Here is a 13,188-nt window from a genome sequence, read left to right as displayed (position 1 = left end):
GATATGTTGAAATCAGTGGCAGTGATCGTTGTCCCGGACTTCTCCGTCTTCGAATTCGGAACGGCATTCGAGGTCTTTGGGATCGACCGATCGGACCGCGGAGCGGGCGTTCCAGCCTTCGACTTCCGGGTTGTTGCCCCGGAACCGGGAGACATCCGCATGAAGTCAGGCCTCTCCCTCCACGTCAACCTTGGGCTTGAGGCGGCATCCGATGCCGACCTCGTGATCATGGCCCCCTTTGGCCGTGACAAAGAAGTTCCCGAATCCGTCCTGGACGCCTTGCGGGCAGCCCATGCCAGGGGAGCGTGGGTGATGTCGATTTGTTCAGGAGCTTATGCACTGGCCCGCGCTGGATTGCTGGATGGGCGCCGCTGTACCACGCACTGGCACTACTCCCAGGACCTCGCGAGCCGGTATCCATCGGCCATCGTGGACGAGAACGTCCTCTATGTGCAGGACGGGACCATCATCACCAGTGCCGGCACAGCGGCGGGAATCGATGCGTGCCTGCACCTTGTCCGTGTGGAGCTCGGCGCCAATGTGGCCGCAGCCATTGCCCGCGACATGGTGGTTCCGCCGCATCGCGATGGTGGCCAGGCCCAGTTCATTGACCGGCCCATGCCCACGTGCGGATCCGCGCCCATGGAGGCGCTGCTGCGCTGGATGGTTGAACATCTGGACGAAGAGCACAGCGTCAACGAATTGGCGGCGCGGCTACACATGTCGCCGCGCACCTTCGCCCGGCGTTTCCGGGCCGAAACCGGAACTACTCCGGCGGCTTGGCTGAATTCCCAGCGGGTACTCCGGGCGCAGGAGCTGTTGGAAACCACTGAATTGAACATCGACGAAATCGCCCGCGAGGCCGGATTCGGACATTCGGTCCTGCTGCGGCACCATTTTGCAAAAGTGCTCGATACCAGTCCCCAAAGCTACAGGCGGGCGTTTCGGGGGCAACTTGCAGAGGCCATGTGAGCCCTCGGTGCTGGTGCCTGGGCTAGCGCCGTCCGCCGATGGTGCCACGGGACTCTGATCCTTCGGCTTTGGCACACTCGATCAATTCCTGCCAAGGGCCGGTGACCGCGCGGTCCGGCAGGGTGGCGCGGCGTTGGCCCGCGCGGATGGAGTACATGAAGCTGTCTGGTTCGTTGAGCGTCCGAGGCTGGCCCTTGGCTTCATCCCAAGGGCAGGCCTCGACGATCGGGAGCCATCGTTCCTTCTCATCAGGAGATACGGCTTCCACGCTCCAGATACGTGTCATCGCGGCGATTCCCCCACTGCGTTGAACCGTGATTTTCATGAGCGGCTGCTTCTCGTCCTACCCCTGCTTTGTCAGTCAGTTGGCGGTCCGGACCCGGGTGTCCGGTCCCGCCATGTGACTAAACCTTGACCTTCACAGTGTCCCACGCCTTCCGGACGGCGTCATGCTCTGCTGAGCCGCTGCCGAAGAGTTCTTCAGCGGTGGCGAGCGTGGTCCTGGCAAACTTGCCGAAGGTGCACGTTGCAGGGAGTGCCCCACTGGTCAGGGTCCCGTACCAGATCTGCCCGGGTGCCTCCCAGGCCTTGCCGCCGAGCTCGCTGGCCACCACGTAGAAAGCCTTGTTGGGAATGCCGGAGTTGATGTGCACGCCGCCGTTGTCCGCACTGGTCCGGACGTAGGTATCCATGGAATCCGGCTGCGGGTCTTTGCCCAGGATGTCGTCGTCGTAAGCAGTGCCGGGAGCCTTCATGGACCGCAGGGCATCCCCCTGGACCTGGTCGGTGAACAAGCCCTGCCCAATCAGCCAGCTGGCTTGCTCCACGGACTCCTGCTTGACGTACTGCTCCACAAGGACGCCAAAAACATCGGACATCGACTCGTTCAACGCGCCAGCCTGGTTGCGGTAGGCCAGGTTGGCCGTGTACTGGGTAACGCCGTGAGCCAGTTCGTGGCCAATGACGCTGACGGATTTGGTGAACCGCTGGAAGATTTGTCCGTCCCCGTCACCGAAGACCATCTGGCTTCCGTTCCAGAAGGCATTGTCATAGAGCTTTCCGTAATGGACGCTTGCATCCAACGGCAGTCCGGCGTCGTCAATTGAATCCCGCCCAAAGACTTCGCCATACAAGCGGTGGGTGCCGCCGAGCCCTTCATATGCTTCGTCGGCAGCGGTATCACCCACCGGTGCCGCGCCTTCCTTGCGAACCACGCGGCCGGGAAGATCTTCCAAGGAACCGGCGTCGAAGATGGTTCCCTTGGGCGGCCCCGGCTTGGCCTGGCGTGCACTCGGAGGCGCTGCGGGAATAGGGGCCGTGCGGATGGCCTGCAAGCTTTTGATGTGCAGGAGGGACTCCTTGGCTGCGCGGGCGACTGCCCGGAGCCGGGGTTCATCCTGGGCAGCAATTTTGCGAAGCATGTACGGCGGGACGATCGAACACATCACGGCAAGACCCCTTTGCTCGGAAAAACCAACTGGAATCAGCCTAGGAGCAAGGGCAGACAATTTTGCGGTGCAGTCCCGGCAAGCCCGTAAGTGATAGTCGGTAGCCGGCATGCAAAGAACCCCGCCAGCAGCGCTGACGGGGTTCTTCTTGTGTGCCCTCGATAGGATTCGAACCTACGGCCTTCTGCTCCGGAGGCAGACGCTCTATCCCCTGAGCTACGAGGGCATCCAGGGTATCCCTCCGTTGCCGGTGGGACGTCCTAGAGCTTAGCAGCCACGGCGCCGCATGTGAAAACCGTGTTGATTCAGTACCCGGCGAAGGAGTCGACGTGGACCCGCCGGGCGCCTGCGCCGCGCGCCGCGGACCGCAGGGAATCAACGCTCGCTGGCGAACCGGAGACGTACACCTCCCTGTCCGCGACGTCCGGGACCAGTTCCTCAAGGCGCGCCGCATCGATTCTGGAAGTGCCGGCGTCGACCATGAACTCCGGGGGAGTGGAACCGTCGGCAAGCCGGGCAATCACCCTCGCGCCGGAGGCTTCGAGCTGCTCAACCCAGGCCATATCGTCACGGCTCTTTGCCAGGTACAGCACCACGGTGTCCCGTGCGGTGCCGTCGGCTGCCAGCTGCGACAAGAAAGGCGTGATGCCGATTCCGGCGGCAATCAGCAGAACCGGTTTGCCGGCGTCGTGCGGCAGCAGGAAATCCCCACCCACGGCGGTCGCTGAAACGGTATCGCCGGGCCGAAGCGCGAGCAGGGCCTTCTTGGCCGTAGACAACGGCTCTGCCGTGCCCACGCCAAAAGTCACGACGTCAGCGCCCGGGGGGCTGGTGATGCTGAAGATCCGGCGACGACCCTTTCCATCCGAACCCGAATGCGGCAGGTTGAGCTCCATGAACTGGCCCGCAGCAAAACGGACCGGCCGCAAAGGCTCGAAACTGAATTCCGTACTCGCCGGCGTCAGGGTCCGCGAGCCCTTGAAGGTCAGTTCCACCCCGCCGCGCTGGCCGAGGAAGAATGCGAGGAGGTTCCCCAGCAGCAGGGCCAGTTCCGGCGAATTTGCCACGAAGCCGAAGTTGTAGGGAATGGCAAAGACAAAACCAACGACGGCGGCAAGCGCCAGCTGCTGCCGGCGGCGGGGAGGGAGGGTCAGCGGCTCGGACAGCATGAACCCCACGAAGAACAGAAGGGGACGTTGGGCCAGGGCCTGCCACAATGCCTGCCCCATGGTCATGCTCCGGCCCAGCAGTTCGACGGTGATGATGCTGGTGGCAACCACCAGGAAAACCGTGGCCATCATCAACTTCCGGGTGCGGTAGAGCACCAGCAGCACGCCCGGGACCAGCAACCACAGCATCGCGGGAGTGGCAGCCCACCACGTGGCAATGTTCAGTCCGGTCAGGCCGGTGATGAACGCCCCCGCCGCGGCCGGATTGAAGATGTGCCTTCCACGGAAAGCCAGTGCATACTTCGACGCACTCGCCAGGACGCAAGCCAACGCCACTCCTGCCATGTCGGTAAGCCCGAAAGCCGGCCAGAACAGGAAATACAGCAGCAAAGCGGTGATGAGAGAGGACTCGGTGTGCGGCTTGACGCTGAACACGGCCGCAAGCAATCGGTTCGAGCCATACGTGACCGCAAGGCAGAGGAGCAGATGGACCAACATCTCCGGGAGGCCGAACGTCAGCCAGCCCAGGACGTTGAGGACCATGCTGTAGACCACCAGCACCCCAAGCACCCACAGGATCAAGCGGTACATGGTGAAGCGGCCCAACCAGGTGTCAACTCGGGACTTAGCGGCAATCATGTGAACAGTCTCCCCTCAAAACCGGCTGAAAACGTGGCAGCGCCCGCAGAGGAGACTTTGAGCCACTCGACATCGAACTCCTGCTCCAGCGCTGCTGCTTCCATCATGAACAGCGCCGTGGCCAAGCCATCGGCCACCATGGCGCTGCCGGCCATTGTCCAGGTTGCCACTGTTGTGTTCACCGGCTTGCCGGTGGTGCCGTCCAGGACGTGGTGCAGCCCGTCATCCCACGCGCGGCGGTTGGACGCCGAAGCGCACAGGGCTTGGTTATCCAGCTCAACGGTCCCAATGGCCTGCCGGGGGTTGTACGGGTGCTCCAGTGCGACTGTCACGGGGTGATTGCCCGCGTGCAACATGTCGCCGCTGCCGTCCACCAGGAAGTCCCGGTGCCCGGCTTGCCGCAGAACCTCCGCCAGAAGGTCAACGAGTTGGCCTTTGCCTGCAGCTCCGATGTCCAGCACGAGAGGTTCCTTCGCGGTCATTGCCGAGCCGGTCCATTCCAGGACGTCCTCCCAACGGGGCGGTGCTTGGGGCGGTCCGGAAGGGATCAGGGTGTAGCCGGCGTCATATCCCAGCGTTTCAAGACTGCTGCCGATGAGGGGAGTCATTGCCCCGTCACTGAGCCGGTACAGCGCCGAGTAGAGTGCCTGAAGCGCAGGGGCATGCGGTGGCAAAGTGATGGTGCCCCGAGCTCGGGAGAGGGCGGATACCGAGGAATCCGGCCTGAAGCGCGACCACGCCTTGTCGTAGCCTTCCACGGCACCGAGCAACTCCCCGGTGAGAGCGGGAGCCAGTTGGTCCGGCGTCGAAATTTCCCACCGCGTGCCGATGCCGTCGAAGCTGAAAGTGCTCCAGCCCGGATGCGGCATGACGGCTACTTGGCCTGGGACTTGATTTGTTCCAGGGCGTCGTTGAACCCTCCGGACGTGAGGGAAGAACCAGAGACCTTGGAGACCTTGAGTTCGTCCACATCCTTTCCGACGATTTGAGCCGCGATGCCGCTGGCGAACTCACCCTGGAACTTCTTGGTGTTGGGGTTCGACGGGTGGACTGTGATGTTCACCGCTGAAACCTTGTCTGCGGCAAGGGTCAGTTCCACGCCTACCGTCTCCTGACCATTGGGCGAGGTGTAGGTTCCGTCGGCGCTGTAGGTGCCGTCCTTGTACGTGGTGGCCCCGCTGGAAGCGATGGGGGCAGACGAAGTGGTGCTGCCAGGTGATGGGCTGCCCGTTGATGCCTGGCCACCCTCCTGGGTGGCCGGGGCCTGGGTGGCAGGCGCTTGGGTACTGGGCGCACACCCGGCGGCAGTTCCTGCGATGGACAGGCCGGCAATGCCAACGTAGATGCTCTTGCGGAGTGGCGTAGTCATGATTCTGCTCGTTTCAACTGGACAAGTTCAACCGGGAGTAATTCGTCAAGGGGCTCGTTCGTCATGGAGGCTGGCAGGTCCGGATGAGGGTCCAGGCCACCGTCCATGTCCTTCACAACGTTGAAATCAGCTTAATGGTTCAGTCTGTGGAGGCTGCCAGCTGTTCCTGTGTCCCAGCTGTGGTCAAACTATCCACATACGGGTCCTCCAATTCCGCGACTTTGCGGGCCACCGGTAGGCTAGATCCGTGACTCCCGAAGAACTCTCTGCTGCCATATCCGCCTGCCTTAAGGACGCTGTCTCCACGGGCGAAATCGCCTTGACGGAATCTGCCGTGCCCGACGCCGTGCGCGTGGAGCGACCCAAGAACCGGGACCATGGTGATTGGGCCACCAACATTGCCCTGCAACTGTCCAAGCAGGCCGGGATGAATCCGCGCGAATTCGCCGGCATCCTGAGCAACCACCTTCAGGGCATCCCGGGGGTAACAGGCGTGGAAATCGCTGGGCCGGGCTTCCTGAACATCACGGTGGATGCCGCGACGGCCGGCACGCTTGCGAAGACCATCGTCGAGGCCGGAACCGCGTACGGTACCAACCAGGCGCTCGCAGGGCGCGTGGTCAACATGGAATTCGTTTCCGCGAACCCCACGGGCCCGTTGCACATCGGCCACACCCGCTGGGCGGCCCTGGGCGACGCCATTGCCCGCGTGCTTCGTGCGTCCGGCGCCGATGTCACCGCCGAGTACTACATCAACGACGCCGGCTCGCAGATGAACGTCTTCGCGAATTCAGTACTCTCCCGCCTTCACGGCAGGGGCGTTCCCGAGGGCGGCTACCCGGGTGAATACATTCGTGAGCTTGGCGATGAAGTCCTGAAGGCGCACCCGGACATCCGGGAGCTCACCGACGAAGCAGCCCTGCCGGTTATCCGGGCCGCTGCCTATGAGGCCCAGATGGCCGACATCAAAACCACGTTGTCTGAGTTTGGCGTGGAGTTCGATGTCTTCTTCTCCGAGAAGGAGCTGCACGACGCCGGTGCAATCGAATCTGCTGTTGCACGCCTTCGCGAGCAGGGGCACGTCTTTGACGACGGCGGCGCGGTCTGGCTGCGCACCACCGACTTCGGCGACGACAAAGACCGCGTCATGATCCGCGCCAACGGCGAACCTACCTACTTCGCCGCAGACGCCGCTTACTACCTTTCCAAGAAGGACCGCGGGTTTACGGAAAAGATCTACCTTCTGGGTGCGGACCACCACGGATACATCAACCGCCTCAAGGCCATTGCCGCTTGCGCCGGCGATGACCCCGAGGTCAATATCGAGGTCCTGATTGGTCAACTTGTGTCCGTGAACGGTGCCAAGCTCTCCAAGCGCGCAGGCAACATCATCGAGCTCAAGGACCTTATTTCCTGGCTCGGCAAGGACGCTGTCCGTTACTCGCTCGCACGCTTCCCGGCCGACTCGCCGCTGACCCTGGACCCGGAACTGCTCAAGAAGAACAGCAACGAGAACCCGGTGTTTTACGTCCAATACGCCCACGCCCGCTCACGTGGCACCGCCCGGAACGCAGCCGAGGCCGGCGTCGACCGTTCCGTGTTCGATGCAGCGCTCCTGGACCACGCTACCGAGAACGAGCTCCTCTCCTACCTGGGCAGTTACCCGTCCATCGTGGCGAAGGCCGCCGAGCTGCGCGAACCGCACCGCGTGGCACGCCACCTCGAAGTCATCGCCGGCGCCTACCACCGCTGGTACGACGCCTGCCGTGTTTCGCCTCAGGGCGATGACCCTGTCCAGGACGTCAACCGGACACGCTTGTGGCTGAACGATGCCACCAGCCAGGTACTTGCCAACGGACTCGAATTGCTGGGCGTTTCCGCGCCGGAACGGATGTAGGGAAATGACCACAGACTCCAGCCACGTTTCCCCCCTTGCGCCGGAATGGTTGGCGCTGCCGGAAGACCTGAACGCCCTGCAGCCTCCCATGTGGGCAGCCGGGGTGGAGAAGAACGACGCAGGTGTTGTCACCATCGACGGTATTGCGGTCAAAGAACTCAAGGAACAGTTTGGTACTCCGCTGTTTGTCATGAGCGAGTCGGACTTCCGTGCGCGTGCCAGGGAATTCAAGGACTCCTTCGATGCCGCCTTCGCCGACATTTGCGGGGGAGTGGATGTCTACTACGCCGGCAAATCGTTCCTGTGCACCGCAGTGGCAAGCTGGGTGGCAGAAGAAGGCCTCCGACTGGACACCTGCTCCGGCGGTGAGTTGGCCGTCGCTGCCCGCGCCGGGATTCCGGGGGCCAACCTTGGACTGCACGGAAACAACAAGTCGGACGCCGAGATCAATCGTGCGCTTGATATGCAGGTGGGCAGGATCGTGGTGGACAGCCTCGACGAACTCGAGCGCGTCGCCAAGATTGCCTCCGGCCGCGGTGAAACCGCCAAGGTCATGCTCCGCCTGACCCCTGGTGTCCATGCCCACACGCATGAGTTCATTGCCACCGCCCACGAGGACCAGAAGTTTGGCCTCTCCATGGCCGAGGACTCCACTGAGGAAGCCGGCCTGTCCGCTGCTGAGGAAGCCGTTGCAGCAGCGACGTCCTATTCGAGCATTGAGCTCCTGGGCCTGCACTGCCACATCGGCTCGCAGATCTTCGAGCCTGACGGCTTTGCCGTGGCGGGGGAGAAGCTGCTGCGGTTCCTCGCCTCCATGCAGAGCAAGTACTCCATCGTGCTGCCCGAGCTCGATCTCGGCGGAGGCTACGGTATCGCCTACACCCCGGTGGACACCCCCCGTCCGCCGGCCGAAATCGCGCAGGCGATGGCCGCCGTCGTGCGTTCCACCTGCGCCGAACTGGGCATAACGGCGCCGCGCATTTCCATCGAACCCGGGCGCGCGATCGTAGGCAGCACCACGTTTACGTTGTACGAAGTCGGCACCCTCAAAACAGTCAGGGTGGACGCTCCTGGCGATGCAGCAGGGCAGGGGAACGTTACGTATCCGCGCCGCTATGTGTCGGTGGATGGTGGAATGAGCGATAACGCCCGTCCGGTGCTGTACGACGCGGATTATTCGGCAATTTTGGCTTCCCGCGACTCCGCCGCGGCCCCGCAGTTGTCCCGAGTAGTGGGCAAACATTGCGAGAGCGGCGACATAGTTGTTAGAGATGTATATCTGCCCGCGGACGTGGCAGCCGGTGATTTGCTCGCAGTACCGGGTACCGGCGCCTACTGCTGGGCCCTTTCCAGCAACTACAACTACCTGGCCCGGCCTGGCGTTGTCGCTGTACGCGACGGAGCCGCCCGGCTGATTGTCCGCGGGGAAACCGAAGAAGATCTCTTGAACCGCGACATGGGAGTGGCGAATGTCTGAAGTGCGAACCTTGAAAGTGGCCCTGCTGGGCTGTGGCAACGTTGGGGCCCAGGTCGCGCGGATTCTGATTGACGACGCCGAGGCACTGGCCGCCCGCAGCGGCGCCCGGCTGGAGCTGTCCGGCATCGCTGTTCGCAACGTCGACACCCCGCGCGACGTTGAACTGCCGCGTGAACTGTTCACGACCGACGCCGACACCCTGGTCAAGGACGCGGACCTCGTCATCGAATTGATGGGCGGCATTGAACCTGCGCGTTCGTTGATCCTTACCGCGATCCAGAACGGCGCCTGCGTCGTCACAGGCAACAAGGCCCTGCTGGCCCAGGATGGACCCACACTGTACGAAGAGGCCGACAAGGCCGGAGTGCAGCTTTCCTACGAGGCCGCCGTGGCCGGTGCCATTCCCATCCTGCGGCCGATCCGCGACAGCCTTTCCGGGGACAGGATCACCCGTGTGCTGGGCATCGTCAACGGAACCACCAACTTCATCCTTGACCAGATGGACAGCACAGGGGCCCAGTTTGCTGACGCCCTGGCGGAGGCCCAGCGATTGGGTTACGCCGAAGCCGACCCGACGGCCGACGTCGAAGGTCATGACGCCGCGGCGAAGGCCGCAATCCTGGCTTCGCTTTCCTTCCACACCCGGTTCTCCCTGGACGACGTCTACTGCGAGGGCATCACCAAAGTCAGTGCCGAAGACATCGCCTCCGCGAAGGAAGCCGGATTCGTCATCAAGCTGCTCGCGATCGCCGAGAAGATCGACTCCTCGGATCTCGGCAGCGGAATCTCGGTGCGGGTGCACCCCACGTTGCTTCCGCGCGAACACCCCTTGGCTGCCGTTCGCGGTGCCTTCAATGCTGTGTTCATCGAGGCGGAGAACGCCGGTGAACTGATGTTCTATGGCCAGGGTGCCGGTGGAACGCCTACGGCATCAGCAGTGCTTGGCGACCTCGTCTCCGCGGCCCGGCGCCTGGTCCTTGGCGGTCCGGGGCGAACCGAGACCACCACGGGCCACGTTCCCGCACTCACCATCGACGCTTCCAACACGAGCTACTACATCGGTTTGGATGTCGCTGACCAGGCGGGCGTGCTTGCCCGGATTGCCCACATCTTTGCGGAAAACGGTGTTTCCATCGAAATCATGCGTCAAACGATCCACCGCGACTCTGCCTCCAAGGTTGAGTCGGCGGAACTGAAGATCGTGACGCACCGTGCATCCGAAGCTGCACTCGCAGCAACCGTTGAGGCCGTGAAGGGCCTCGACGTCATCAATTCCGTCACATCCGTACTGCGGGTAGAAGGGGTCTAAGTGGCTCACCAATGGCGCGGAGTAATCCGCGAATACGCTGATCGTTTGCCTGTAACGGAAGCCACCAAGGTCATCACTCTCGGCGAGGGCGGCACTCCTCTGGTCCACGCGCAAAAGCTGTCCGAGCTGACCGGCTCAGAGGTTTACCTCAAGGTTGAAGGCATGAACCCCACTGGTTCCTTCAAGGACCGTGGCATGACCATGGCCATGACGGCAGCAGTCGAGGCCGGCGCGAAGGCCGTCGTTTGCGCCTCCACGGGAAACACCTCTGCGTCGGCAGCGGCCTACGCAACGGCCGCGGGCCTGAAGTGCGCCGTACTGGTCCCCGAGGGCAAGATCTCCATGGGCAAGCTGAGCCAGGCCATTGCCCACGGCGCCACCTTGCTGCAGGTCGATGGCAACTTCGACAACTGCCTGGACATCGCCCGCAAGCTCGGCGAGTCCTACCCCGTGTTCCTGGTGAACTCGGTCAACCCCGCGCGTATCCAGGGCCAGAAGACCGGCGCCTTTGAAGTTGTGGATTCTTTGGGCGATGCCCCGGACATTCACGTCCTGCCGGTAGGAAACGCTGGCAACATCAGCGCCTACTGGAAGGGCTACAAAGAGTACGCAGCGCCTTTTGAGTCGGCCAACGGTACTCTTCCGGCCGTTTCCACCAAGACTCCGATCATGTGGGGCTTCCAGGCTGCCGGTGCTGCGCCGTTCGTTGCCGGTCACCCCATCACGGAACCGGACACGATCGCCACGGCTATCCGCATCGGCAACCCGGCTTCCTGGGACACCGCTGTTGCCGCGCGCGACGAATCGGGTGGACTCATCGAAGCTGTCACGGACGACGAGATCCTGGACGCCCACCGCTGGTTGTCGTCCAAGGAAGGCGTCTTCGTAGAGCCAGGTTCTGCTGCCGGCGTCGCCGGTTTGATCAAGAAGCACGCTGCGGGTGAAGCTCCGTCGGGCAAGACCATCGTCATTACTGTCACTGGCCACGGGCTCAAGGATCCCCAGTGGGCCCTCCGGACCGAAGACGGCAGCGATGTCCAGCCCGTCAAGGTGCCGAACGACGTCGTCACCGTTGCAGCAGAACTGGGACTGGAAGAAAACTAAGAGTGGAATCAACACAGCCCACCGCGACTGATCGTGTCATCGTCGCGGCAGGCCAACGGCTGACCGTCAAGGTCCCTGGGACCAGCGCCAATCTGGGCCCAGGCTACGACAGCCTGGGCCTGGCCCTGTCCATCTACGACACCTTGACGGTGGAAACCCTCACCACCGGAGAGCTTGAGTTCGAGCTCTCCGGTGAGGGCGCCGATACCCTTCCACGCGATGCTACCCACCTGGTGGTGCGTGCCATCGACCTTGCCTTGGAGCGCCTTGGCTTCCAGCACAGCGGTTTGCGGATCACGGCCGACAACGTCAATCCCCATGGACGGGGATTGGGTTCCTCAGCATCGGCAGTGGTGGCCGCCGTTACGGTTGCCAACGCCATGGTGCCTCCGGAAGCACAGCGTGACCGCCAGTGGATCCTGCAGCTGACCAGCGAGATGGAAGGGCACCCGGACAACGTCGCACCCGCGATTTTCGGCGGGCTGGCGCTCTCGTGGCAGGACAGCGAGCAGTACAGCAGTACGCGCGCCGAGGTATCACCGTCCGTGATTCCGGTGGTGGCAGTGCCGGATTACGAGCTGTCCACCGAGACCGCCCGCGGGTTGCTTCCGGCTTCAGTCGGCCACCACGCGGCGGCAATGAATTCCGGCCGGGCTGCGTTGCTGATCCACGCGCTGACAGCGGAACCTGGATTGTTGCTGCCAGGCACCGAGGACTATTTGCACCAGAGCTATCGGGCCCAGGCCATGCGGCCCAGCGCGGACCTCATAACTGCCCTTCGGGGTGCAGGGCATGCGGCCGTCGTTTCCGGTGCGGGCCCCACGGTGCTGGTACTCGCCAACGGCGATCAGGAAGCTGCCGCGGCAGCGGATTTCATCAAGACGTTTACCTCGGCCAACACACCGGACGTTGGTTGGCGTGTGATGACGCTGGCTGTGGACGTTCAAGGTGCTAGAGTGGAAGTGCACCGCCGGTAAAGCCGCGGGCAGTTCCCTGATTTTGGACTTCGGTTTTTCGCCGTACCCTTTCGTCAACTGTGCCAACGTTGGTGGTGTCGTCTCTTTCCGGCCTGCATCAGGTGCCGCAGAACTCTCTCTGTTTCCTGAATTTCAGGCTGGCTGTCCGGGTAACCGGATCCAGTGAAGGCGATCAGTATCCGGCCCTGTTGGCCACAATCCATCAGGCACGGCCGAAATCACCGGCTGCAGATCTGAACTGCAGCCCAGAACAAATCATCGCGTCCAGCTCTCGCTCTGGACGCCGTCGAGGGGGAAGGATCCTTCGTGACAGAAACCACTGAGCTGGCTTCAGCTGTGGACACAACATCTTCTGCTGCTGAGTCAACGGCAGCAACCAAGAGCAGCGGCCTTGCAGGCCTTAAGCTCGCCCAGCTTCAGGCTCTCGCGAGCCAGTTGGGTATCTCGGGGGGATCCCGTATGCGCAAGGGGGATTTGGTCACGGCCATTTCTGCCCACCGTGCGGGCACTTCCACTACCAAGGCTCCTGCCAAGGCCACTGCGGCCAAGGCTCCTGCCGTGGCCAAGGAAGCCCCGGTTGCTCAGGTCAAGGCCACGGAAAAGAGCGCACCCGTTGAGGCAGCTCCCGAGGCTCCGGCCCAGGAAGCACCCCGCGGACGTGGACGTGGACGTAGCCGCCGCGCCACGAGCGATGGTGTGGTTGCAGCTGCTGAAGCCGCTGCGGACACAGCTGTCGCCGCCTCGGAGCCTGCAGCAGCTCCCGCCGTCGAAGCCCCGGCAGCAGCCGAGACCGCCGACGCCGGCACCGAACGTCGCCAGCCGCGTAC

General features: G+C 63.1%; 12 protein-coding genes and 1 tRNA gene. 7 read left to right on the top strand and 6 right to left on the bottom strand.

What is annotated here, in order from left to right; genetic code table 11:
* Window positions 1–3: 3 nt before the first annotated feature.
* Entirely contained in the window at window positions 4–972 is a 969-nt protein-coding gene (locus tag PJL15_RS10460; RefSeq protein ID WP_281451082.1) for a GlxA family transcriptional regulator, read from the top strand.
* A 22-nt stretch (window positions 973–994) separates the two neighbouring features.
* Here the strand turns inward: PJL15_RS10460 and PJL15_RS10455 are convergent, their stop codons facing one another.
* The 6 genes from PJL15_RS10455 to PJL15_RS10430 all read right to left on the bottom strand — a co-directional run bounded on the left by PJL15_RS10455 (window position 995) and on the right by PJL15_RS10430 (window position 5,597).
* The gene (locus PJL15_RS10455) at window positions 995–1,297 is read right to left on the bottom strand and encodes a protealysin inhibitor emfourin (RefSeq protein WP_281451081.1); all 303 of its coding nucleotides are present in this window, start codon (window positions 1,295–1,297) and stop codon (window positions 995–997) included.
* Between the two features lie 79 nt (window positions 1,298–1,376).
* The gene (locus tag PJL15_RS10450; protein ID WP_281451185.1) at window positions 1,377–2,417 is read right to left on the bottom strand and encodes a M4 family metallopeptidase; all 1,041 of its coding nucleotides are present in this window, start codon (window positions 2,415–2,417) and stop codon (window positions 1,377–1,379) included.
* A gap of 156 nt (window positions 2,418–2,573) precedes the next feature.
* Window positions 2,574–2,646: transfer RNA gene (locus PJL15_RS10445), tRNA-Arg, on the bottom strand.
* Between the two features lie 79 nt (window positions 2,647–2,725).
* Window positions 2,726–4,228 (bottom strand): FAD-dependent oxidoreductase, encoded by a 1,503-nt coding sequence (locus tag PJL15_RS10440; protein ID WP_281451080.1) that lies wholly within the window; start codon window positions 4,226–4,228, stop codon window positions 2,726–2,728.
* Window positions 4,225–5,097: an FAD:protein FMN transferase gene (locus PJL15_RS10435; protein WP_281451079.1), complete on the bottom strand. Its 873-nt coding sequence runs from the start codon at window positions 5,095–5,097 to the stop codon at window positions 4,225–4,227. Before PJL15_RS10435 ends, PJL15_RS10440 begins: the two co-directional genes overlap by 4 nt.
* A 5-nt stretch (window positions 5,098–5,102) precedes the next feature.
* Window positions 5,103–5,597: an FMN-binding protein gene (locus PJL15_RS10430; protein WP_281451078.1), complete on the bottom strand. Its 495-nt coding sequence runs from the start codon at window positions 5,595–5,597 to the stop codon at window positions 5,103–5,105.
* Between the two features lie 247 nt (window positions 5,598–5,844).
* On the opposite strand from PJL15_RS10430, the gene argS reads away from it, so the two are divergent.
* The 6 genes from argS to PJL15_RS10400 form a co-directional block, all read left to right on the top strand.
* Complete coding sequence (gene argS, locus PJL15_RS10425; RefSeq protein ID WP_281451077.1) at window positions 5,845–7,494, top strand: arginine--tRNA ligase; 1,650 nt, start codon at window positions 5,845–5,847, stop codon at window positions 7,492–7,494.
* Window positions 7,495–7,498: 4 nt separating this feature from the next.
* Window positions 7,499–8,971 carry a diaminopimelate decarboxylase gene (lysA, locus tag PJL15_RS10420; protein WP_281451076.1) on the top strand — a complete coding sequence of 491 codons (1,473 nt, stop codon included), beginning with the start codon at window positions 7,499–7,501 and terminating at the stop codon, window positions 8,969–8,971.
* A complete protein-coding gene (locus PJL15_RS10415; protein ID WP_281451075.1) occupies window positions 8,964–10,280 on the top strand; it encodes a homoserine dehydrogenase in 1,317 nt (438 codons plus the stop codon). Before lysA ends, PJL15_RS10415 begins: the two co-directional genes overlap by 8 nt.
* Window positions 10,281–11,384, top strand: coding sequence for a threonine synthase (thrC, locus tag PJL15_RS10410; protein WP_281451074.1), 1,104 nt, complete (start codon window positions 10,281–10,283; stop codon window positions 11,382–11,384).
* A gap of 2 nt (window positions 11,385–11,386) precedes the next feature.
* Window positions 11,387–12,361: a homoserine kinase gene (gene thrB / locus PJL15_RS10405; protein ID WP_281451073.1), complete on the top strand. Its 975-nt coding sequence runs from the start codon at window positions 11,387–11,389 to the stop codon at window positions 12,359–12,361.
* 306 nt (window positions 12,362–12,667) lie between these two features.
* Window positions 12,668–13,188, top strand: a 521-nt coding sequence (locus PJL15_RS10400; RefSeq protein WP_281451072.1) for a Rho termination factor N-terminal domain-containing protein, incomplete at its 3' end; no start/stop codon positions are given.

Source organism: Paenarthrobacter nitroguajacolicus, assembly GCF_029952445.1.
GTDB classification, from domain to species: domain Bacteria; phylum Actinomycetota; class Actinomycetes; order Actinomycetales; family Micrococcaceae; genus Arthrobacter; species Arthrobacter nitroguajacolicus_B.
The sequence above is the reverse complement of the archived record's forward strand: the minus strand, read 5'-3'. Positions and strand labels throughout refer to the sequence as shown.